Origin of the sequence: Nocardia sp. NPDC051756 (genome assembly GCF_040681495.1) — a bacterium.
GTDB lineage: Bacteria > Actinomycetota > Actinomycetes > Mycobacteriales > Mycobacteriaceae > Nocardia.
The window spans coordinates 890,893-912,469 of sequence record NZ_JBFAYV010000005.1; the positions used below are offsets into that span (position 1 = coordinate 890,893).

Here is a 21,577-nt window from a genome sequence, read left to right on the forward strand (position 1 = left end):
CGGGAAATGTCTTGGTGTTCAGCGGAACGCGTCGAGCCGCCAGCCGTCGGGCGTGCGCACCACGGTGGCGATGACCGTCGCCGGCGGCAGCGGTTCCTTGCGGCCGTTCGGGTAGACCACGGTCTGCTCGATCCCGACCTTGAACTGCTGCAGGTTCGGATCGCCGCCGCTGGGCGCCTTCTCGCCGGAGGCGAAGGTGAACGCCTGGACGTTCGCCTTGGCGGTGGCCCAATCCGACCACTGCAACGTCGTCTTCGGCGTCTCCAGCCCGGTCGGTGAACCGTCCAGCATGCGAATCAGGCTGGGGCCCAGCCATTTCCGAGCGCGCGCCAGCGAAGCGCCCTGATTTTCGGTGGCCGGCTGCCAGGTGTAGATCTCCTTCAGCGCGGCCACCGCGACGCCGTCGGGCGTGACCGGATCGGGTGCCGGCACACCTTCGAGCAACCGGGTCGTTGACGTGGCCGGGTGCCCCCCACCGGATCCCGCGTCCTCGCGGTCTCCGCGACCGCAGGCCGCGCCCAGCATCGCGACGCTCACCACCAGCACCACCACCAGTTTCGCGCGTACTTTCGCTTTGTCTTTCCAGGCTAGCCGCACCGACCGACACTTCGGGAGTCTCTGTGTCGCGTGTTCGGAACAGGTACTCACAGAACCCTCCTCGCGCGCGCGTCGCCCGGCACCTGCACCTCACCGACACCACCGCCACCACGGGTGCCGGGCACCGCCTGGATCATCCGTCCGTTGCCGGAGTAAATGCCGACCTGCGCGGGGCCGCGCGGCCCGAAGGCGCTGAACACCAGATCCCCCTCCTGAATCTTGCCCATCGGCACCTCGACGCCGGCTTCCCACTGCTGTTCGGCGGTGCGCGGCAACGTCACCGAGCCGGACGAGGCGGCGAAGACCGCGGCGGAGGTCAAACCAGGACCATCCATGCCGCCGCCGCTCGGACCCTGTGGTCCGCCGCCACCCCACACGTACGGCTGCCCGAGCCAGTCGTGCGCGGCCTCCACGATCTGGCTTCCGCCGCCGCCCTCCTTCGGGTCGAACCGGCCGAGCGCGCCGGGCGCGCGGTACTGCGCCTCCATCGCGAGGATGTTCGCCACGTACGGCCGCGTCTCGGACAGGTGCGCGGCAACCTGATTCGGCATGCCGCCGGACGCGAGCACCGCGCCCTCGCCGGCGTTGTAGGCGGCCAGAGTCAACGCGGTGACGTCGCCCTGCACCTTGCCCTCGGACTCCCACTGCATGATCTTGTGCGCGATGGCGCACATGTAGCGGCCCTGACCGATGATCGCGTCGCCGTCGTCCCACAGGCTCGCGGTGCCGTTGCCGTCGGCGTCGATCACGTAGGGCTGCCCGTCATCCGGGTTCACACTCACCGCGGTACTCGGCAGGAACTGCGCCAGACCCTGCGCGCCGGCCGGCGAGGTGGCGCCGCGGCGGAAGCCGGACTCCTGCTTGCCCTGCGCGGCCAGCAGCGAGGGGGTGATCTGCGGGCAGAGGGAACCCGCACGGCGATACCAGATTTCGAGTTCCGGCGGCACCTTGCCCGCGGCCAGCGCGCCACCCGCGCTGCCGAACCCACGGCTGCATCGGGGATCGTTGGAGAAGGCTTGCGCGCCACCGACATCCGGGGTCGGCGCGCCGTCCAGCCAAGGCACCGGGTCGATCTGGCGGCCACCGGTGAACCGGCCGCCGGGCACGATCTCGAAATGCAGGTGCGGGCCGCTGGATTCGCCCGCGGAGCCGACCTGGGCGATCGGCTGGCCCGCGGTCACCGCGTCGCCGACGCGCACGTGCACCCCGGAGTCCCACATGTGGCCGTAGACGGCGGAGTAGGCGCGGCCGTTGGTGTCCACCGAGTCGACCACCACCCAGTTGCCGAAACCCGATGCGGGACCGGCGGCGACGACGCGGCCGTCGGAGACCGAGTAGATGGTGGTGCCGTCGGTGGCGGCGAGGTCGACGCCGAGGTGGGTGCCGCCGCGCGCGCCGAAAACGTCGGACACCGTGAAGGTTCCGGCGGCCAGCGGCAGCGTACGCCGGATCGGTCCGGCGCCCGCGGCCAAGGACGGCGCACCGGCGCTGGTCGGATTCGCCTGCGGCCCAGACGGTGCCGCGCCTGCCGCCGGACTCGCCTTGGTGCCGAACGGGAACTCGGTCGGCGGCGGCACCGACGTCCCGGACGGATTCGCGCGCGGATCCCCCGGCGGATAGCCGCCCAGCGGCGGCAGGTTCGACTGCGTGCCGAGCAGCCCGGAACCCTCACACGGGTCGTCGACCGAGGGCAGCACGATGACCACCACGAGGGTCATCAGCGCGAGTACCGCGCCGAGCGCTCCCCACAGCAGCGCCTTGCCGGTCACCGCAGCCTCGCCGGGCCCGGCCCTCCGCGCCCGGGCAGGACAGGATTCACTGGCCGCGCCGGGACTCGTTGAGGGTGTCGGCCAGGGTGCGGTTCATCTCCGCGGCGGCCGCCAATTGTTGTTGCAGCAGCGCCACTTTGCGGCGCAGCGCGGACGCGTCCATCCGCTCCAGGCTCGGGCCCTCGGCCGCGCGCACCCAGTTGCGCACCGAGTTCGTGTGCACGCCGATCTGTTCGGCGACCACCCGGCAGGCCTCCGATTCGCTGCTCATCTGCGCGGTGAGCGCGACGACCTGCTGCACGGCGGCCTGGCGCACCTCCGGCGACACCCGGCGGTAGGAGCGGTGCGGCATCATCCGACGCACCTCCCCGCGCGGCGGTGCATCGATAACCCGCTTCTCGGCTGATCTCTCATGCGGCGCTCCCGCTCGGCGAATCCGTCCCTCGGGCAGTCGATTCGGTGAACTCGCTGAACCGCTGGTTGGTGTCGTGAATGCCGCTCTCCTTCTCCGAGAGCGTGAACTCCATGTGGAACGGAATGCCCGGCCGGCGATCCTCACCGATCTTCAGCAGGAACTTGCCGGTGCCCGGTGGGGATGGTCGTAGCTGGCCCGGTTTGAGCGCCTCACCGGTCAGCGCCTGCGGCGCGGACCAGCCGGTGACCATCTGTTCCTCGGCGGAGGTGAACGGCACGATGCTGTCCAGCCGCTTGACCTCCTCGCCGGGCAGCGCGCCGAAGATCTTGGCGCGCGCGCGTTCCAGGAAGCCGAGCGCCTTGGCGATGGCGGCCTCGGAACCGAGGGCCTGCAAGTCCTTGATGGTGTGGCTGATCATGATCAGCGAGGTGGCGATGCCACGCTGCAATCGGGTCAGCTCGTCCACCCGGTCGACCATGAAGTCGCCCAGGCCGAGCACCTGCCACAGCTCGTCCATCACGACCTGGAAGTAGCGCTGCGGGCCGAGGTCGGCGTCCGACAGCACGTGCGCGGCCTCCACCGAGGCGAACCCGTCGGCCCAACAGGCCAGCATCACCGCGGCTTTGAGCTTCTTGTCCCCGGTCGGGATGTGCGAGACATCGATGCAGACCGCGACCGCGCCAGTGTCGATCGGCACCGAGGTCTGCCCGTTGAAGATCGCGCCGAACGGGCCCTGGGTGAGCGCGCGCAGCGAACGCCGCAGGTTCTTGATCGCGTTGTTGTATTCCTCGGGGTCGTCGGCGCCCGCGTCGAGCATCAGTTCCTCACCGCCGGCCACGATCACCTCCAGCAGGTGCTCCATGATCGGCGGCTGGTCCGGCGTGTAGCCGCTGCCCGGCTGGTAGAGGATGCGCAACGCGGTCGCGATGAGCGTCTCTTCGTAGTCGCGCACCCGCGCGCCGCGAACCAGTTCGACCAGACCGGCGATCAGCGTCACCTGACGTGCCCGCAGGTCCTGCAACACCTGAATCTGTAGCGCCGGATGATCATCCAGCCGCGGCACCACCGCGCCCAGCACACCCGCGGCGAGCGGATTGAGCTTGCCGTGGCCGTAGCCGAGGTCGATCACCTGGCCGCCGACCAGCTCGACCATCTTGCGGTAGTCCGGCTTCACGTCGGCCAGGATCAGCGGCGTGATGCCCTGCGCGATGCCGCCGAGCACGATCCGGCGCACCAGCGACGACTTGCCGAAACCGTTGAGGCCCAGCACGAACAGGCTCGGCGCGGTGATGAAGCTGCCGCGCATGAACCAGTTCATCGGGTCGAAGCAGACCGGCGCGCCGGTGTGCAGATGCGAGCCGAGCGGGGTGCCGATCAGCGGCGCGCCGGCGCCGACCGACCACGGCCACAGGCCGGCGACCTGCGCTGTGGTGGCGCGGTATTCGACCGGGCGGCCGACCACGTTCATCCGGCCGCCGCCCTCCCCCGCGTAACCACGATCGGTGAGCTGGGCTGTGCTGCGGTCGAATCCGTCCTCGAAGACCTGTTCGGCGCGCGCGGCGTAGTTGCGCCGGCGGATGTCGTCGGTGCGAATCCGGAACTGCGCGAACGCCGCCCGCAGGCCGGTCTGCTCGCGGACGATCATCTCCAGCTTGGCCCGGGTCGCCTCGTCGAGCAGCGCCGGGCCGGAGGTCTTGCGCCGGTCGGCCTTCGCCTTTGCGCGCAGCGCCGCCTTGTCCATCACCGGCGTGCCCATGGCCCGGTCGGCGGTGTAGTCGGTCTTGGTGGGGCGCTGCGGATTACGGCCGGCCCGCGAACCGTTGCGGTCCTGCACGCCGCGTTCCGGCCTGCCGTTGCGGGTGCCCTTTCCGCTGCGCGGATCCGGCTGCTGACCCGACCGGGACCGTTCGCCGCGCGCCGGACGCTCGCCGTCGCGCGCCCGCGCGGTCCGGGCCGCGTCACCGCGCGCCCGGTCCGAACTGCGTTCGCCCCGGCCGTTTTCGGTGCGCGACCGATCAGGACGCGACCCGTCGGCGGCCCGGGCGCTCTCCGCCCGAGCCCGGCGTTCGGCCGCCGCCCGCGCGCGTTCCCGCTCGGACGTCTCGTCCAGTCCCGACCGATCGTCGCCGGTCACGCGCGCCGCGCCCCGGCCGGATCGCCGTGCGCGGTCCGGCATCTCCTCGAGGCCGGAGCGTTCGCGCACGCCGCGGCGACCGCGCTCGGGGCGCTCGCCCCACTCGTCCTCGTCGCGCCGCCGGTCGTGCCGGGCCGCGGGCTCGTCGCGGTCGCGTACGGGTGGCTCGTAGTCACGTGCCATGTATTACTCACCCCGCCAGTGCCTTCGGAATTGTCGCGTGCTCCGGCAGGATCACCCCGCAACCGAGCGAGGCCGCGAAGGCCGCCGCCTGGTAGCGGTAGCACCGCCGGATCTTCAACCGCGCCTGCGTGGACAGGTCGCGCGTGATGGCTTCGATCCGCGGCAGGTCGCCGCGCAGGGGCTCGGTGATGGTCACCAACGCCCCGAAGCGGGTCACACCGTGACCCCGGGCTTGCTCCTCGCGGGCCTGCTGGGTGGCGCCCACCCGCAGGGTCGCCGCCGCGGACACCACACCGCGTTCGCTCTGCTGGGCCACCAGCGCGTTCTTGAAGTCGTCGTCGACGATCTCGGCGGCGTCGGCGGCCGAGTGCGGCCGGTACACGATGGCGATGCGCTTGCGCGGCACTTCGGGATTGGGCGCGAGCAGCCGTTGCAGCACCCGCTCGTCCACCGCGCCCTCGGGGGCGGCGTCCATCTCCCAGGTGACCGAGCGGCCACCGTCGTGCACGAAGTGGTCCCACTTCTCGTCGTGCGAAACCGGGCCCGCGTCCGCCCAATCCAGGCCGTGGCCCTCGGGCTCGCTCGACGCGACCTCCAGGTCCGCCTGCGAGGCCGGGTCGTAGCTGCGCCGGATGAACGAGATGACCTCGTCCGCCGACATCGGCTGGGCGCGCACGCCCGCCTCGGCCAGCGCCGCGCAGATGCCGGGCAGCCGGCGGCCGATCTCGACCGCCTCCTCGGCCGGGTTCTTCCGCCGCTCGGCCGTGGTGGCCTTGAACGTGATCGCCACGCGCGGCAGCAGCTGCACCCGCTCCTGCGGCAACTCGGTCGCGAGCTCGTACATCACCTGCTGCGCCAGCTCCGGCGCCTCCGGCCGGGTGATCGTGGAAACCTCGGTGAGCAAACGGTTTCCGGTCTCCGGCACCGTGTCGATCACCGGCACGACCGCGACGATGTCGCTGGTCTGGCCGACCGAGGCGAGGAACGTGCCCCACGCCGACACCCAGCGATCGATCACCGGCTGATCCACGGCCTCGTGGCCTTGCGGCCAGGCCCGCAGCACGACCGTGTACTGGGCGAACTGCGGCAGATGGATCATGCCGAAGCTGTACCCGCCCGCGTCGATGCCCTCGTAGAGCTTCGACGGCGCGAGCAGTCCCGGCAGCCGGGTGACGCCGCCCGGGATCCGGGAGAACCGGCCACCCCGGTACACGTGCTCGCCGTTCTTGCGCGAGCGCATCCAGTTGAACATCATCAATCCCGTCTCGTAGCCCGAGCGGCCCCCGGTCCGCCACACCAGTGGAACCATGATCACCACGCCGGTGACTCCGACGATCAAACCCCATTTGAAGCCGCCGACCATCGCGGTGATCAACGCCGTGATCACCACCACGAAGCCGATCACGGTCTCTTCCCAGCGCAGGCCGAAAAGTCCTGCGCTGCGGGGCTTCTGCCACAGCCCGTACGAGCGACGCTCGTAGGTATCGTTCGTCGTCATCGTCATCGCGGAATGGTGCTCCTCCCGAGGTCGGGCGAGCGATTCGCCCAACGGTCACCGGCCACATCACCCATTGCCTGGTCGGCACGGTTCAGGCTGCTCGTCGCGGCACGCGCCGCACCGATCCGCCCCGCCGCCCGGGTCGCACCGGACGGTACTCCCGCCGCGCCCTGGGGTCCGGAGGCGCGCGGTGCCGCACCACCGGCAGGACCGCCGCCACCGCGCGGCGGTGTCGGCCGTGGGGCGCCGCTGCCGCGTCCGCCCGCGCCGCCCGGCGGACGCGGACCCGCGCCGCTGCCGCCGACATATCCCGGAGCGCCCGAGGCCGCGGTGCCTTTGACGCCAACGGCTTTGGTGCCCATGGCACCCAGGCCCGCGACGGCGAGCAAGGTGCCGCCGGTCGCGGTCAAACCGGAACCACCACTACCGACGATCGCGACCGCAGGCGTGACCAACCGCATCAGCGCGGGCAGCACGAACGCGACGCTGCACAGCAGCACGATCGCGACCAGCATGCGTTGCGCCTGCTCACCATCCGGCAAACCGTTGGTGCTGGTCAGCGAATCCACATGCCCCGCAGTGGTGAACGCGATCATGTAGACGATCGCGGCCACCGGCTTCCACAGCATGAACGCGATGATCCAGCCGATCAGCTTCTGGTAGGACTGCTTTCCGACGTTCATCCCGGACGCGGCCGCCGCCAGCGGCAGCACCCCGGCCGCGATGATCAGCAACCCCTGCCGGACGATGGCCAGCACGATCTGCGCGAGCGCGCCGAGCAACCCGACGATCGCGATGATCAACACCAGGCCCGGCGAAAACGCTTGCAGCTTACTGGTTTTCACCATCAGCTCGGCCAAGTCCTTGGCGTTGCCGTTGGTCGAGTCGTTGATGATCCACTCGGAGAACCGATCCGAGGCCTGGGTGCCCGCGACGATCACCGCGCCGAGCATCCAGGAACTGAACACCACCCTGGCGAACATCCGGAACGATTCGGCGGCCTCGTTCATCGTTGCCCCGCGTCTGGCCTCGGCCAAGCGCGCGCCGGAAAGTATCACCGAGGCTATCAAGAGCAATATCTGTGCCTGATAGGTGTATTCGTTGATCTTCGTGAACAGCGAACCCGAGTCGCTGGCCGCCTCGTTGGGCACCTTCATCCAGAAGGTCAGCGCCAGGATGATGGCCTCGCCGAGGCCGTTCATCAGCGAGTCGACCACCTTGCCGAAGGTCGAGTCCCACGCCTTGTCCTTGACCGCGGTGGCCGCCTGACCCGGATGCGAGGCGGCGTTGCCCGCCTTGCACGCGGCCGACGCGGCGTCGCCGAGGGAGATGCCGGGCAGGCCGACATTGTCGAGCGTGTCGTGGATCTCGTTGCACGTCTCGTCGAAGCCGTACTGCTGTCCGTAGGCCACGGTCGGCGTCGCCATCATCACCGTGAAGATGACCGCGAAGATCGTGAGTAGTCGCCTCACCATTGTCTGCACCCCTCGCTGCTCCGCAGGTCGGCCATCAAGGTCTCGTCGTGCCCTGCTCATCGTGCTCACCATTTCGTCCACCCGCCCAGCGATTCGACGTACTCGGTTTGTGCGGTATTGGACGTCGAGGGCTTGAGTCGCCAGTCGCCGGCATCCCAGACCATGACCAGGCGGATCGCCGCCCATAACTGTTTGCCGTCGACCACCGGGCCGCGCGAGGCGAGCCGGACGATGGCCAGGTCGTCGGCATAGTCGTCGACCTTGAACGCGTCCGAGGCGACGAAGTATTTGGTGACCCGCTCCGGCTGCTGCTCGGGCAGCTTGTTGCTGCCGAGCGCCTTGTCGTAGGCGGCGATCTGCTGCGCCGAGACGCGCACCTGCGTCACGTACAGATCGCGGTCGGCCGGGCGGGCGTTGAGCCGGTAGGTGATCTGCGCCGCGGCCAGCACCGCGCCCTGCGGCGTGTGCGAATAGCCAACGGCCAGACCGTCTTCGATGCGCGTCGGCCCGTCCGAGGTGGAGAACGGCACGGACGCGCCGTAGACCCGCTGCCAGCCGTGCGTCGCGGTGGTGCCCTCCGGCGCCGCGGTCAGCCAGTCCCCGTCGGACGGCTTGCGCTGCCGCGTCGGATCCTGCGGAAGCGGTTGTCCGGCAGCGTTGTTCGGCACGTCGACGCGCCGGCCGAGGATGTCCACCTCGGGGGCGGCGAAGCCGGTGCCGCCGGCCGACTCGGCGGGCGCGGGCGCACCGGCCGTCGGACTGCTGTCGTCGCGGCTGATGTAGACGACGATTCCCACGATCACGATGAGCGCCAGCACGGCTGCGGACGCGACAGCACCGAAGGAGACGCGATCGCGCGCGTAGGACCCCTTCTCGCTCATGACTCCGCCTCGCTAACGCTCGGCTCCGTCACGAGCGAAGCACGCTGCGACATGGTTCGCTCGCTGCGCTCCCTCACTGCGGTGCCTCCAATTTCACTGAGTCCTCAGGTATTACGTCGATCGCGTCGATAGGTCTCGCAGTGGCGCCCGGATCGGGCAGGCGTAAGCGCCAGTCCTGGCCGAACCATTCGACGGTGGTGTGATTCACCGCCTTGGAGTTGTCCGAGTACTCGGTGTGCACGTCGACGGTGCTGCGCTGGTCGGTGTATCCGGTGACCTTGTAGCCGAGCACGCGCGGCGCGTAGTCGGGGCTCGCCGGTCCGCTGATCGAGAGCTGGATCCGATTCACCGCCCACTCGTCCTTCGCGGCGCCCGGAACCACTTCCTGCGCGGCCACTTTCGCCCATTGGCTGTCCGCGGCCACCGCCAGGCGCACCGCATGGGTGATCGCCGCGACGCCGGCTCCGCGCGGGGAATGCTCGAAACCCGTTGCGGCGCCGTCGGCTACCGACTTCGGCCCCTGGTCGGTCTGCGGCAGCGGCACGCCTTGGAACGGCTGCCACCGCACCCCGGTCGGCGCCGCCGACAGGTCGGGTCCGGAGCGGCCGTCGCCGCCGCCGCAACCGACCGCCGCGATCAGCATCACCGCGCCGAACGCGCCCACGGTCCCCCTGCGTTCGCTCATGTCGGCAGGAAAGCCAGCGCGATTCCCGACGCTGTGCTCGCCACTATCGCCCCGAGCAGGCTCATCAGCACCCCGTGCGAGGCGTCGTTCATCGCCAGGTCGCTGCGGAAGGCGATCCACAGCTTGCCCGCGGAGAGAATCATCCAGGCCAGACACACCAGCAGGACGAACCACAGCAACCAGTTCAGCAGCTGCATCAGCGGTTGCAGTACCTCGGCGGGCATCTGTTTGTAGGCCAGCAGCTCGGCTGCCGACGCGCGCACGGTAGATATGTCGGACATCAGGTTCCAATAACGGCGTTCATGATGGTGCCGGCGCTGGTCGCGACGACGCCGCCGATCATGGCGCCGGCCACCATCTTCGGCGATTCGAGCCCGCCACCCGTCCACTTCTCCCAGGCGAACTTGCCGCCCGCGTAGGTGATTCCGCAGATGCCGGACAGCAGCACGAACCAGGTCAGGTAGCGCACCAGCTGCAGGATCTTCTCCGAACCTGGAGGCGCCTCGGGCGTCGGATTACCGACCTGCGCGAGTACGGTGCCGTACGTGTCCTGCACGGCGAGGAGAATCATGCTCATCGGGTGCCTTTCTCGAAAGTAGTTGAGTCGTCGCCGATTCGATGCGGACGTTCACTGATCGGGTGGCTTTCTACTTGCCCGGTCCTGCGCCGGATCGCCGAGTTGCGCCTCCTCCAGTGCCGTTCGAGCCGCCGCGACGATGTCGGCGCCGAGCTCCCGGACATCGAGCGGTACCTCTTCCAAGGGGTCGATCTTGCGTTTCTTCGGTGGCAGCGGGTCACCGGGCGCCCATACCGGCAGCTTCTCCGGTTCTACCAGCGTCCATTCCTCATACCACGGGACCTGCCACAGCTGCCCGGCCAGCGAGCCGACCACGTCGCGGTAGCGGCGGATCTCCGGGGGCAGCCGGCCGGGGCGCGCGGCGACGGTGATCAGCCCGAGCACCTCGCAGGATCCGGCGAATCCCGAATGATGTTGGCGCAGTAGGTCATGCGCGCGGGTGAGGCCCGCGATGGTCTCCCGCGCCACCAGCACGACGAACGGGGATTCGCGGTCGTAGACGCCGGGCCAGCGGCGGCTCGAATCCGCCGCCGGCGCAAGCACATGCGCGAGGCTACTGGCTCCGGCGCCGCCGTGCACACCCATCACCCACACCAGCGGGGCGCGGCCGACCCCGGGCACCGGACGGTCCCAGATCGGTGCGCGGCGCGACTCCGGCGGGGCGACGACGCCCGCGGGCGCGGATTCGGTCTGACGGCGAAACTTCATGGCGGCCGTCATGATGCCACCCCGGCCAGCAGGCGCCCATACGCCCGGCGCGTATCGAGCGACAGCGACGCGTGCCGGACCAGCTCACCCCTGGCCAGGTGCGGGTCGTAGGGAATTTCGCGGATGTCGCGGACCCAGCCGGACAGGTGCTCGCGCAAATGGTCGGCTACACCCGACTCGGTGCCCGGATGCTGGTGCGAGACAACGATTGTCGTGTCGCCGACGATGCCGCCGCCCTGCCCCTCGGTGGAGTCGCCGAACTGGTCGTCGAGCCATTCCAGGGTGACCCGGAGCCGGTTCGCGGCATCCGCGCGAGCCGGAATGGCAAGCACCAGAGCAACATCCGCGTCGTCGAGTAGCGGGCGCAGCTGCCGTCCGGCAATCGGGTTGCCGCCGTCGTAGACCGCGGTGAAGCCGGAGTCGTACACCGCGCGCGCCACGGTGAGGTAGGTCGCCCGACGGCGCAGCGGCGCGGAATCGCGCCACAGTAAACCGATTCCGGAGGTGGCCCGGGACAGGCACTCCTTCAGCGGCGCCGGTTCGTCGTCACCGCGTCCGTACAGCCACGATTGCAGGCTGATCGGGTGCAGGTGTTCGTCCGCGCCGCGCAGCGCGAGATCGCTGCCCGCGGCCGTCGCGTCCACCGCGACGGTCGGGGTACCCGCCATGCCGAGCTCGCCCGCGATCCCCAGCGCCGTCGTGGTGGTGCCCGCACCACCGCAGCCGCCGACCACCAGGATGGGCCGCTGTAAGGGTTGCTCCGCACCGGAACCGCTGCCCTTGCCGCGCCGCAATCGCACCACCGGAGCCTTGGAGCGCACAGGCCGGCCCGACGATTCACCCTGTTCGGGCGCCTCGTCGAGCCAGCGGCTCCAGTCCTCTCCCATCGCTTCCTGCTCTCCTCTATCCGGCCGCGATACCCGTGATCAGGGTGCGGCCGTCGACCACCGCGGTGGTGACCGTCTGCTTGTTGTACGTGGCGGGCACGCCGCCGGGGCGGTACTCGGTGACCTCCACCGAGTACCGGTTGTCCGAGATGGTGACGATGCGCACGCAATGCGTGGTGCCGACCGGGATCGTATCGATGCCACGCTGAATCGTCTGTGCGGGTGAGACATTGGCGTCCGGGGCGACGACCTGGCGGACCTGCTCGCCGGAGCGCTCGACGTAGTACGCGTACTGGAACGCCAGGATAGCGTCGGGACCCGTTGCGGTGCCGCCGGTTTCGGCGCCGCGCACGGTGGTCGCGGTGCGCTCGGTCGGGCACGGCCCGGTCGTACGGTAGGTGGTCACGCCGGCCTGTGACTTGCCGCGCAGGCTGTCGGTGCTCACGCCCGCCTGGGCATTGCTCGCGGGCAACTGCATCGAGGCCCAGCTGACCGGCGGTCGCGGGGCCGCGGCGCGCGAATTCGAGGTGTGCAGCAGGAACAGCACACCCGCGGCGGCGGCGCCGAGCAGCAGCACGGCGATGACCAGGACCACGAACACCCGGCCGCGCCGCGAACCACGCGCGCGCGCCTCCAGACGCAAGGCGCTGGACGAGCGCGGTCGCGGCTCGTCCAGCGGGTCGTCGTAGTCCTCGTCGTCGGGCCAGGGGAAACGCACCAGGTCCGCGTCTCGCGGGGTGTAGTCGTCGTCGGGGCCTGGCGCCCGGCCTACCCAGTCCGACCAGCCGCCGGTGAATTCGCTGCGCTGCGGTAGGTCCGCGGGGACCTCCGGCTGCGGCTCATCGCGGATGTAGTGCGGATACCGAGCCGGTCCGTCATCGTCCAGCTGCACCGGGCCCGCGGCGCTCGGCGGCACCGGCGCGGTCTCCGGCTCCAACGCGGCATACCAACGGGACAGTTCTTTGTACGACTTCAACATTCCCCCATTCCCGCTGCGCGAGGCACATAGCTCATCGTCGGACCCTCTCGGCGATCAGTTCGTGGAGAACGGGTAGGTGTTGGGTGTGCCGGGTCGATCGGTGGGCGGAATCGACGTCGCGCCGCCGGATGAGGCGCCTTCGGCTCCTGTCCCGAACGGAAATTGTCCCGTACCGGAAGAATTCGGCGTAGTCGACGCGCCGGATTGCTCGCCGAAGAATCCCGTCGGCGGCTTGTCCGCGCCACCCACCGGCCTGCTGTTCGCGCCGAACTTACCGGCGATGTCGTGGGCGATCGCGGCGAACCAGTCGGCCACGAAGGCGGTCGGCGTGTCGCCGTTGGCGGCGACCGTCGCGGTGTTGTACGCGCCGTGCCGCTGGATGGTGTCCCAGTACCGCACCCAGGTGGCGGTATTCAGCAATTCGCGGTTGTCGGTGATGTTCTGCACCACCGCGTCGAACGCCTGGGTGACCAGGCGGACGCCGGTGGTCGGCGGAACGAGCTGGGCGACCGCGCCGACCAACTTGGTACCCAGCGACAGCAGCGCGGCGGGCGGGTTCGACAGGCCCGCGGTGGCCAGCTCGGCGATAGTCGCCGGGTTGATCACGGCCTTGACGACGGTGACGACCGCGTTCAGGCCGATCATGCCGACCTTCAGCAGCGCCTGTAGCGCAGCGGGAAGGTCGAGTGGCGTACGCGGGTCGGCGGCGTCGGCGAGGCGCTGGGAGATCGACTTCTTGGGCGAGATGGCCAGCGTCGCGAGCGAGCTGCCCTGGATGTCCTCGTTGGCGACCTTGGTCGCGGTCTTGATCGAGGTGTACGCCAAGGCTTGCGCGATGGAGACCAGCGAGGCGATCGGGTCGCCGCCGCTCAGCTTGGACTGGCCGACGACATTGGTAACCGCCTTGAGGATCGGCGCGCCCGACGGTGCGTCACAGGCGAGATCGCCGGCCGCACAGAAACTGGCCACCCGGCCGGTGAGCGCGCCGAAGTTGGCCGCCCGGTCCCGATCCGGGCCGATGCCGCCGCCGTCCGCCGGCACCTGCGGCAGCGCGGCGATCGCGGCGAGCTGGTCGCCCGCGGTGCCGGGCGCCGGATCCGGCGACTCCTTGCCGGGCGAGCCGGGGAACAGCGGCGCGCCCGGGTTGCGGGTCGGATCGGCGAACAACGCGACCGCGGCGACCTTTTCGGCAGGCAGCACACCCTGCCCCTGCCCGACCTCCTGCGCGAACATCGAAGCGACGTGCGCGCCCTGCGAATAGCCGACCACCGCGAACCGGGTGTCCGCGCAGCGGTCGGCGACGGCCCTGGCCATCGTGCGCAGCCGGGACAGCCCGCCGGTCACCGATTCGGAGTACGGCGCCGCGCCGCCGGCGGTCGCCCCGCCGAAGCCGGATTCGTAAGGCACGTAGGCGCGATCGACCAGTCCGGGATCGGTGGCCTTGGCCAGCATCGGCCGGAAAACGGTGGACAGCATGCCGGTGTCGGTGGACGGCGCGGCATCCGGTGACGATTCGCCGGTGCCCTGAATCCCCAAGGCGTACAATGCCGGACACGCGCTGAGCGCGATATTGGTCGAGGGGCCTGCGGGATTCGACGGACCGGCCACGGCGGCGCCCGCCGTAGCCACCGTCACGGCGAGTGCTGTCAGCACCCCCGTGACTCTTGCCGCATAATCAGTCATAGCGATCCGCAATCAATCCGTGTTGCCGCAGTTACCCTCAACGCCATGAAACGCAATAGACCGTAACAGATTCCGACTATTGCCGGGGCTTCGCCGAAAACTTTCCAGGAACTGCCGAAACGGGTTTCACACATTCCCGCGTGCCGAGCAACCCAGCCCGGCAACTTTCCGACGGTCCGAAAACGAGAGCAACCGACCGGCGACCCACCGGTCACGCGAATTCCCTACCGGGACTCCACCTTCCGTTCGCCCGAAGGCGTCGGCATTCATGCAGATATCTCGGCCTTCGCGGACAGTTCGCCGAGAGGTTGCTGCGCGCACGACAATTGACACGTCAAGGGGAGATGACCGTGCCGGACTAATCCAGGTAAGTCCGGACATTCATCGGTTATGCCGCCGAAGTGACGCGATAGACGTCGTAGACGCCTTCCACATTCCGGACCACATTCAGCAGATGCCCGAGGTGCTTCGGGTCGCCCATCTCGAAGGTGAACTTGCTGATCGCAACCCGGTCGCCGTGCGTGGCGACGGACGCGGACAGGATGTTCACCTTCTCGTCGGCCAGCACCTTCGTCACGTCGGAGAGCAGGCGGGTGCGATCGAGCGCCTCGATCTGGATGGCCACCAGGAACACCGAGGACGGGGACGGCGCCCAGGACACCTCGATGATGCGTTCGGCCTGATCGCGCAGCGAGCCGGCGTTGGTGCAGTCGGTGCGGTGCACGCTGACCGCGCCGCCGCGGGTCACGAAGCCCATGATCTCGTCACCGGGCACCGGGGTGCAGCACTTGGCCAGCTTGGCCACGGTGCCGGACGCCCCGGGGATCAGCACGCCGGCGTCGCCGGTGGTGCGCTGCCGGTTCGGCGTGGTGGACGGCGTCGACCGCTCGGCCAGCTCGTTCTCCACGTCACCGATGCCGCCGAGCTGCGCCATCAGGCGCTGCACCACGTGGTGCGCGGAGACCTGGTGCTCGCCGACCGCGGTGTAGAGGGTGGAGATGTCGGTGTAGTGCAGTTCGTGCGCGACCGCGGTCATCGCGTCGACGCTCATCAACCGCTGCAACGGCAGCCCGACCCGGCGGACCTCCTTGGAGATCTGCTCCTTGCCGTTTTCGAGGGCCTCCTCGCGGCGCTCCTTGGCGAACCACTGCCGGATCTTGGCCTTGGCGCGCGGCGAGACGACGAAGTTCTGCCAGTCCCGGCTCGGTCCGGCATTCTGCGCCTTCGAGGTGAACACCTCGACGACCTCACCGTTCTCCAGCTGCCGTTCCAGCGCGACCAGACGACCGTTCACCCGGGCGCCGATGCACTTGTGCCCGACCTCGGTGTGCACCGCGTAGGCGAAGTCGACCGGGGTCGACTTCTGCGGCAACGTGATCACGTCACCCTTCGGGGTGAACACGAAGATCTCCGGCGACTTCAGATCGAAGCGCAGCGACTCCAGGAACTCGGCCGGGTCGGCCGCCTCCCGCTGCCAGTCGAGCAGCTGGCGCATCCACGCCATGTCGTCGACCTCGGTGGAGTCGTTCGAGTGCTTGCCGCGGGTCTCCTTGTAGCGCCAGTGCGCGGCGATGCCGAACTCGGCGGTGCGGTGCATGTCCTGGGTGCGGATCTGCACCTCCAGCGGCTTGCCGTCCGGACCGACGACGGTCGTGTGCAGCGACTGGTAGACGCCGTAGCGCGGCTGCGCGATGTAGTCCTTGAACCGGCCCGCCATCGGCTGCCACAGCGAGTGCACGACGCCGACCGCCGCGTAGCAGTCGCGCACCTCGTCGCAGAGGATGCGGATGCCGACCAGGTCGTGGATGTCGTCGAAGTCTTTGCCCTTGACGATCATCTTCTGGTAGATCGACCAGTAGTGCTTCGGCCGACCCTCGACGATCGCGTTGATCCGTGACGCCGCAAGGGTATTCACGATTTCCGCGCGCACCTTCGCCAGGTACGTGTCGCGCGACGGCGCTCGATCGGCGACCAGGCGCACGATCTCGTCGTACTTCTTCGGGTGCAGGATGGCGAACGCGAGGTCTTCGAGTTCCCACTTGACCGTCGCCATGCCGAGCCGATGGGCAAGCGGCGCAATGACTTCGAGGGTTTCCTTGGCCTTCTTCGCCTGCTTCTCCGGCGGCAGGAAGCGCATGGTGCGCATGTTGTGCAGGCGGTCGGCGACCTTGATCACCAGCACCCGCGGGTCGCGCGCCATCGCGATGATCATCTTGCGGATGGTCTCGGCCTCGGCGGCCGCGCCGAGGTTGACCTTGTCCAGCTTGGTCACGCCGTCGACCAGGTGCGCGACCTCGGCGCCGAAGTCCAGGGTGAGCTGCTCGAGCGAGTAACCGGTGTCCTCGACGGTGTCGTGCAGCAGCGCCGCGACCAGCGTGGTGGTGTCCATGCCGAGCTCGGCCAGGATGTTGGCCACCGCGAGCGGGTGCGTGATGTACGGATCGCCGGACTTGCGGAACTGGTGCTTGTGCCGTTCGTCGGCCACGTCGAACGCGCGCTGCAACAGCGTCAGGTTCGCCTTCGGGTACAGCTCGCGGTGCACGCTGGCCAGCGGCTCGAGCACCGGCTTGACCGCGGCGATGCCGCGCTGGCCGGTCATTCGCCTGGCGAGCCGCGCGCGTACCCGGCGGGAGGCGGAGGTGGGCACGGCGGCGGAGGTCCCCGGCTGACGCGGCGGCGTGGCATTGCTCGCCGGCTTGCTCTCGTTCGACTGCTCTCCCCCGGTGGCGGCACCGTTCGACTGCGGGGCGTCGTCCGATTGCTCGACATTCGCCTCGCCCAAGTGCTGAGTCATGCCACCACCTCTCAGTGCCCGATTCCGGCACTCACGGTCCCTCCGTGGGTACGCAGGCAACCGCCTCCGGGCCTGTCGTTCGCGCCGCGTGCCTCGATCGAACCACCCTATCCGACCGCTGCAACCGCCCAGACCACCAACTTTAGTCCCGGCCGCGCACTGGCGTCCGGCACGCGGTTGCGGCGGGCGTCCTGCGGGTTCTTCGGCCGGGATGGCGCTGGGTTCGCTGGGGCTTTCCGAGGCGTAGGGGAAAGCCTGACAGATCGGGCGTCGTCGCGGAGGCGTTGCGCGGATCTAGCGGATGGTGGACGGCGAGGCCGGCTCCCGGTTGAGCATCGACCGGCCGTCGAAGTCCGGGCTGGCCGGGACGTGCAGCAGGTCGACGATGGTCGGGGTGAGGTCGACCAGGGTGTAGCGGGAGGTGGTGTCGCCTGCGGTGAAGTCGGGTCCGCGGGCGATGACGAAATTGGTTGTCTCGTCCGGGGATTGGCCACCGTGACCACCCTTGGGCTTATGGCCGTGATCGGCGGTGACCAGGATGGTCCAGCGTTCGGCCGGGTTGGCCGCGGCCCTGGCGTCCACGGCGGCGGTGATGCGGCCGACCTGTTCGTCGATGCGGCGGACCGCGTCGAGGTATTCGGCGGAGGCCGCGCCGTCGCTGTGACCCGCGTGATCGACCTGGTCGAGGTGGGTGAAGAGGAAGTCGGGGGCGAACTTGGTGATCGCGGCGACCACGGCGGTGGCGGTGGCCGCGTCGGTCTTGGCCTCGTCCGGGTCGTCGGGGACCGGCGGGGTGGAGACGACCACGTCGGCGCGGGGATTGCCGCTGCCGGACATGGTGGCGATCTGGTCCCAGGTGGCGATGGAGTGGGTCTTGCGGGCCGGGTCGGTGCGCTCGATCTGGGTGAAGACCGTCGGATACTTGGCGAACGGAGCGGCGGTGAAGTTGTTGTCCTTGATCCCGTGCTTGCGGTCCCAGACGCCGGTCAGCGCGGTGGCCCAGGACGGGCCGGAGATGGTGATGTGCGGGGCGATCGAAGAGCGGCTGAGCATGCCCTCGGCGCTGAGCCGCAGCAGGTTCGACGCCTTGACCTGGAGCACCTTGTCGTACATCAGGCCGTCGAGGCCGATCAGGACCACCTTGTCGACGCGGGCGTCGGCCTGCGCGCCACCGGCCGCGACGGTCATGGGAAGAACGGTAACAGCCAAGACCGCAACTGCTTTCGAGAAGAACCGGAGCCGACTTCTACGCTCGCTCATAGTCCGAACCATGCGGGGCGCGGCGAGCCGGCGGAAGCCTGCCGCGGCACTGTTCATGGACGTTTCATCGGTCGAGCCATCGCGCGTTGCCTCGCTGAACGCGGGCTGAACTCTCGATAGCTAAAAGCTATGTAGGCAGCTCAAGCAGGGGTGGCGGGCGGATGAACGGCAGATTGCGGTTGACACCCCGGCGCGAATGTGGCTGGCTGACGCCATGCCAGCCGAGTCCGCGCAGCGGAGCATCCGGATCGCCGCCGTCGCCGATACGCACCTGCGCAGCGCCGTGGCGGGGCGATTTCGGCCCGAGTTCCTGCGGCTGGATGAGCAGGCCGATCTACTGCTGTTGGCGGGCGATCTCACCGAGGGCGGCCGGTTGTCCGAGGCGGACCTGCTCTGTGCCGAAATCGCCGATCTGCCAGTGCCGGTCGTCGCCGTGCTCGGGAATCACGATCATGATCACAAGCTGGGGTTCCGAATCTCCGCGCAGCTCAGCGGTATCGGGGTGCACATGCTCGAAGGTTCCGCGATCACCTTGGAGCTGAACGGGATTCGGCTCGGGATCGCCGGTGTCATGGGCGGCAGTGGCGGGTTTCCCGGCTATCCGGGAACTCCCGATGAGGGCACCGAGGAGCACAAGGCGCGGATGCGGCGGGGACCGCTCGATGCGCTGCTGCTACGTCAGGCCTTGGACGGCTTGGACACCGAGATCCGCGTCGCGTTGATGCACTTCTCCCCCGTCGTCGACACCCTGATCGGCGAGCCGCCGAAGATCTTCCCGGGACTCGGTTGCCACGCGCTCGGTGACGCCGTGGACGCGGGACGGGCGTCGCTCGCGGTGCACGGACACGCGCATGGCGGGACCGAAATCGGTTGTACGGCAGGCGGAGTGCCGGTTCGCAATGTTTCCTATCCGGTGATCGGACGGCCATACGCGGTCTACGACCTCATTCCGGTGCAGGCCCAGTCGGCCTGAAACGACACGGGTAGCGAACTGCCCCGGCCGGCCCGACCCGACACCGCGCGGCAAAGTCCGTAGGGCCGGAACCGGTCGGTATCTTCACTCCATGACCGTCGCCCGCTCCCTGCTGCTGTTCGCCCTGGCCGCCCTTGCCGAGATCGGCGGGGCGTGGCTGATGTGGCAAGGCTGGCGGGAGCATCGCGGCATCCTGTGGATCGCGGCGGGCATCGTCGCGCTCGGGGCATATGGATTCGTCGCGACGTTCCAGCCGGACCCGAACTTCGGGCGCATCCTCGCGGCCTACGGTGGTGTATTCGTCGCGGGTTCGCTGGCCTGGGGGATGCTCGTCGACAAGTTCCATCCCGACCGCTGGGATTACCTCGGCGCGGGCATCTGTCTCGTCGGGGTCGCCATCATCATGTACGCGCCGCGCCACTGACTCGACGGTGTCGCTCGCGGCACGGCCGGCCGCACAACCTGAGCGATAGCGTTCTCCCGCATCGAGATTCGGGCCGGAAATCGGGATGCCCCAGCCGGTCTCCGGCGTTACCTTCATCGCGACCGGTCATCGAAACAATCTCGCGAGGAGCCACCGTGGCACAGGACAGCCAGCCCATCACCGACACCCAGCGCGCCGCGGCAGCCGCCTTCCGGGCGCTGCACGAACAAGGCATCTTCGTGTTGCCGAACGCGTGGGACGCGGTCAGTGCGGCGGTGATCGCGGCGGCGGGCGCACCGGCGATCGCGACGACCAGCGCGGCCGTGGCCTGGTCGCTCGGTACCGGGGATGGCGAGCAGCTCACCAGGGAGGACGCGATCGGCGTCATCCGCCGCGTCGCCGCCTCCGTCGACGTGCCGGTGACGGCGGACATCGAAGGCGGCTACGGGGCCACGCCGGACGATGTCGCCACCACCGTCATCGCCGCGATCGCCGCCGGCGCCGTCGGCGTGAACCTCGAGGACTCGACCGCCCCGGGTGGTCCGCTGTTCGACGTCACCGCCCAGGCCGATCGGCTGCGCGCGGCGCGTGCCGCCGCACAGCAGGCCGGTCTGCCGGAACTGGTCATCAACGCCCGAACCGACGTCTATCTGTTCGGTATCGGCGCACCGGAAGATCGTTTCGACGACGTCCTCACCCGAGCCGCCGCCTACGCCGAGAGCGGCGCCGACAGCCTCTTCGTCCCCGGCCTGCTCGACCTCCCCACCCTGACCGACCTTGTCGGCAAATCCGCGCTGCCGATCAACGTCATGGCCGGGGCCGGAGCGCCTTCCGTCGCCGAACTCGCGACGACCGGCGTCCGCCGGGTCAGCGTCGGCTCCGCGGTAGCCCAAGCGGCCTACAAACTCGCCGAGACCGCCACCGCCGAGCTCCTCGAACACGGCACCTACACGTCGCTGGAGAACGCCCTCGACTTCGGCACCGTCCAATCCCTGCTCACCCGCTGACGCCAACGCTTTTCGGTTAGTCGCCCGCGGCGAAGGACCATACCGCGGCGGGGCGGCCGGTGGCTTTGACGCGGCGGCGTTCGGTGGTGCGGGTCAGGCCGGGGAAGGCGGCCAGGGTGCGGTTGAGGTTGGCGGGGTCGGGGCGGGTGCCTGCGAGAGTCGTCGTGGCGGCGACCGCTCTGGTGGCGGGGAATTCGTCGCCGAGTAGGGCCTGGGTGAAGTCGAGGTCCTTCCAGAGCAGTCCGGCGAGCAGGCCGCGGGACGCGTCGAGGATGCGGTTGTGATCGAACGCCAGCTCGGGGACCTCGTCGAAGCCGACCCAGTGCGCGGGTCCCGCGTGCGGCCCGACCACCGCCCACATCGCGATCGACAGCGTCGGGCCGCGCGGATCGCGATTGGGTTCGTCGAACGTCACCAGCTGCCCCACCGCGCCGATCGCCGCCTCCGGCACCCCGAGTTTCGTATGCACCGCCCGCCGCGCCGCCCCGATCAGCCGCTCCCCGCGCCCGAGCAGCACACCCGGCAGCGCCAACTGCCCGGTGAACGGCGCCAGCGCGCGCGGCGCGATCCCCACACTCACTCCGGCGTCCTCGCCCCAGAACCGCAACGCCACCACATCCACCGAGACAACGGATTGCTCCACGCGAA

General features: G+C 69.5%; 20 protein-coding genes. 3 read left to right on the top strand and 17 right to left on the bottom strand.

From position 1 onward, the window contains the following. Nucleotides 1-18: 18 nt before the first annotated feature. From AB0M22_RS26120 to AB0M22_RS26195, 16 genes are all read right to left on the bottom strand, one after another. Nucleotides 19-597, bottom strand: coding sequence for a hypothetical protein (locus AB0M22_RS26120; protein ID WP_364731812.1), 579 nt, complete (start codon nt 595-597; stop codon nt 19-21). A 47-nt stretch (nt 598-644) separates the two neighbouring features. Next, complete coding sequence (locus tag AB0M22_RS26125) at nt 645-2,366, bottom strand: peptidoglycan DD-metalloendopeptidase family protein (RefSeq protein WP_364731815.1); 1,722 nt, start codon at nt 2,364-2,366, stop codon at nt 645-647. 46 nt (nt 2,367-2,412) lie between these two features. Continuing rightward, complete coding sequence (locus AB0M22_RS26130) at nt 2,413-2,721, bottom strand: transposase (protein ID WP_150406119.1); 309 nt, start codon at nt 2,719-2,721, stop codon at nt 2,413-2,415. Nucleotides 2,722-2,776: 55 nt separating this feature from the next. Further along, nucleotides 2,777-5,098, bottom strand: a complete 2,322-nt coding sequence (locus AB0M22_RS26135) for a hypothetical protein (protein ID WP_364731818.1) — start codon at nt 5,096-5,098, stop codon at nt 2,777-2,779. Nucleotides 5,099-5,105: 7 nt separating this feature from the next. Further along, a complete protein-coding gene (locus AB0M22_RS26140) occupies nt 5,106-6,596 on the bottom strand; it encodes an SCO6880 family protein (protein ID WP_191094272.1) in 1,491 nt (496 codons plus the stop codon). Nucleotides 6,597-6,598: 2 nt separating this feature from the next. Continuing rightward, nucleotides 6,599-8,071 carry a hypothetical protein gene (locus AB0M22_RS26145; RefSeq protein WP_364732007.1) on the bottom strand — a complete coding sequence of 491 codons (1,473 nt, stop codon included), beginning with the start codon at nt 8,069-8,071 and terminating at the stop codon, nt 6,599-6,601. Between the two features lie 65 nt (nt 8,072-8,136). Continuing rightward, entirely contained in the window at nt 8,137-8,952 is an 816-nt protein-coding gene (locus AB0M22_RS26150) for a hypothetical protein (protein WP_364731820.1), read from the bottom strand. A gap of 73 nt (nt 8,953-9,025) precedes the next feature. Next, a complete protein-coding gene (locus tag AB0M22_RS26155; protein WP_364731823.1) occupies nt 9,026-9,637 on the bottom strand; it encodes a hypothetical protein in 612 nt (203 codons plus the stop codon). After that, the gene (locus AB0M22_RS26160; protein WP_364731826.1) at nt 9,634-9,918 is read right to left on the bottom strand and encodes a hypothetical protein; all 285 of its coding nucleotides are present in this window, start codon (nt 9,916-9,918) and stop codon (nt 9,634-9,636) included. Before AB0M22_RS26160 ends, AB0M22_RS26155 begins: the two co-directional genes overlap by 4 nt. Further along, entirely contained in the window at nt 9,918-10,214 is a 297-nt protein-coding gene (locus AB0M22_RS26165; protein WP_040692318.1) for a hypothetical protein, read from the bottom strand. The genes AB0M22_RS26160 and AB0M22_RS26165 overlap by 1 nt, the downstream gene beginning before the upstream one ends. Nucleotides 10,215-10,265: 51 nt before the next feature. After that, entirely contained in the window at nt 10,266-10,934 is a 669-nt protein-coding gene (locus AB0M22_RS26170) for a hypothetical protein (RefSeq protein WP_364731828.1), read from the bottom strand. Beyond that, nucleotides 10,931-11,809, bottom strand: a complete 879-nt coding sequence (locus AB0M22_RS26175; RefSeq protein WP_364731831.1) for a hypothetical protein — start codon at nt 11,807-11,809, stop codon at nt 10,931-10,933. Before AB0M22_RS26175 ends, AB0M22_RS26170 begins: the two co-directional genes overlap by 4 nt. Before the next feature lie 16 nt (nt 11,810-11,825). After that, entirely contained in the window at nt 11,826-12,788 is a 963-nt protein-coding gene (locus tag AB0M22_RS26180) for a hypothetical protein (RefSeq protein ID WP_364731833.1), read from the bottom strand. A gap of 54 nt (nt 12,789-12,842) precedes the next feature. Next, on the bottom strand, nt 12,843-14,471 hold the full coding sequence (locus tag AB0M22_RS26185; protein WP_364731836.1) for a cutinase family protein: 1,629 nt from the start codon (nt 14,469-14,471) through the stop codon (nt 12,843-12,845). A 388-nt stretch (nt 14,472-14,859) separates the two neighbouring features. After that, complete coding sequence (locus AB0M22_RS26190) at nt 14,860-17,265, bottom strand: RelA/SpoT family protein (protein ID WP_364731839.1); 2,406 nt, start codon at nt 17,263-17,265, stop codon at nt 14,860-14,862. 294 nt (nt 17,266-17,559) lie between these two features. Further along, the gene (locus AB0M22_RS26195; RefSeq protein ID WP_364731842.1) at nt 17,560-18,453 is read right to left on the bottom strand and encodes an alkaline phosphatase family protein; all 894 of its coding nucleotides are present in this window, start codon (nt 18,451-18,453) and stop codon (nt 17,560-17,562) included. A gap of 286 nt (nt 18,454-18,739) precedes the next feature. Here AB0M22_RS26195 and AB0M22_RS26200 point away from each other — a divergent pair, with 286 nt between their 5' ends. The 3 genes from AB0M22_RS26200 (at nt 18,740) to AB0M22_RS26210 (ending at nt 20,929) form a co-directional block, all read left to right on the top strand. Then, nucleotides 18,740-19,498 carry a metallophosphoesterase gene (locus AB0M22_RS26200; protein WP_364731844.1) on the top strand — a complete coding sequence of 253 codons (759 nt, stop codon included), beginning with the start codon at nt 18,740-18,742 and terminating at the stop codon, nt 19,496-19,498. 91 nt (nt 19,499-19,589) lie between these two features. Beyond that, nucleotides 19,590-19,922 carry a YnfA family protein gene (locus AB0M22_RS26205; protein WP_364731847.1) on the top strand — a complete coding sequence of 111 codons (333 nt, stop codon included), beginning with the start codon at nt 19,590-19,592 and terminating at the stop codon, nt 19,920-19,922. A gap of 155 nt (nt 19,923-20,077) precedes the next feature. Further along, entirely contained in the window at nt 20,078-20,929 is an 852-nt protein-coding gene (locus tag AB0M22_RS26210) for an isocitrate lyase/phosphoenolpyruvate mutase family protein (RefSeq protein ID WP_364731850.1), read from the top strand. Nucleotides 20,930-20,945: 16 nt separating this feature from the next. Here the strand turns inward: AB0M22_RS26210 and AB0M22_RS26215 are convergent, their stop codons facing one another. Further along, nucleotides 20,946-21,572, bottom strand: coding sequence for an NUDIX hydrolase (locus AB0M22_RS26215; protein WP_364732008.1), 627 nt, complete (start codon nt 21,570-21,572; stop codon nt 20,946-20,948). Nucleotides 21,573-21,577: the final 5 nt, after the last annotated feature.

What these genes read in the sequence shown, in the direction of transcription:
- AB0M22_RS26130 (WP_150406119.1), bottom strand. Translation starts at nt 2,721, where the DNA reads ATGATGCCGCACCGCTCCTACCGCCGGGTGTCGCCGGAGGTGCGCCAG.
- AB0M22_RS26135 (WP_364731818.1), bottom strand. Translation starts at nt 5,098, where the DNA reads ATGGCACGTGACTACGAGCCACCCGTACGCGACCGCGACGAGCCCGCG.
- AB0M22_RS26140 (WP_191094272.1), bottom strand. Translation starts at nt 6,596, where the DNA reads ATGACGACGAACGATACCTACGAGCGTCGCTCGTACGGGCTGTGGCAG.
- AB0M22_RS26145 (WP_364732007.1), bottom strand. Translation starts at nt 8,071, where the DNA reads ATGGTGAGGCGACTACTCACGATCTTCGCGGTCATCTTCACGGTGATG.
- AB0M22_RS26150 (WP_364731820.1), bottom strand. Translation starts at nt 8,952, where the DNA reads ATGAGCGAGAAGGGGTCCTACGCGCGCGATCGCGTCTCCTTCGGTGCT.
- AB0M22_RS26155 (WP_364731823.1), bottom strand. Translation starts at nt 9,637, where the DNA reads ATGAGCGAACGCAGGGGGACCGTGGGCGCGTTCGGCGCGGTGATGCTG.
- AB0M22_RS26160 (WP_364731826.1), bottom strand. Translation starts at nt 9,918, where the DNA reads ATGTCCGACATATCTACCGTGCGCGCGTCGGCAGCCGAGCTGCTGGCC.
- AB0M22_RS26165 (WP_040692318.1), bottom strand. Translation starts at nt 10,214, where the DNA reads ATGAGCATGATTCTCCTCGCCGTGCAGGACACGTACGGCACCGTACTC.
- AB0M22_RS26170 (WP_364731828.1), bottom strand. Translation starts at nt 10,934, where the DNA reads ATGACGGCCGCCATGAAGTTTCGCCGTCAGACCGAATCCGCGCCCGCG.
- AB0M22_RS26175 (WP_364731831.1), bottom strand. Translation starts at nt 11,809, where the DNA reads ATGGGAGAGGACTGGAGCCGCTGGCTCGACGAGGCGCCCGAACAGGGT.
- AB0M22_RS26180 (WP_364731833.1), bottom strand. Translation starts at nt 12,788, where the DNA reads ATGTTGAAGTCGTACAAAGAACTGTCCCGTTGGTATGCCGCGTTGGAG.
- AB0M22_RS26185 (WP_364731836.1), bottom strand. Translation starts at nt 14,471, where the DNA reads ATGACTGATTATGCGGCAAGAGTCACGGGGGTGCTGACAGCACTCGCC.
- AB0M22_RS26190 (WP_364731839.1), bottom strand. Translation starts at nt 17,265, where the DNA reads ATGACTCAGCACTTGGGCGAGGCGAATGTCGAGCAATCGGACGACGCC.
- AB0M22_RS26195 (WP_364731842.1), bottom strand. Translation starts at nt 18,453, where the DNA reads ATGACCGTCGCGGCCGGTGGCGCGCAGGCCGACGCCCGCGTCGACAAG.
- AB0M22_RS26200 (WP_364731844.1), top strand. Translation starts at nt 18,740, where the DNA reads ATGCCAGCCGAGTCCGCGCAGCGGAGCATCCGGATCGCCGCCGTCGCC.
- AB0M22_RS26205 (WP_364731847.1), top strand. Translation starts at nt 19,590, where the DNA reads ATGACCGTCGCCCGCTCCCTGCTGCTGTTCGCCCTGGCCGCCCTTGCC.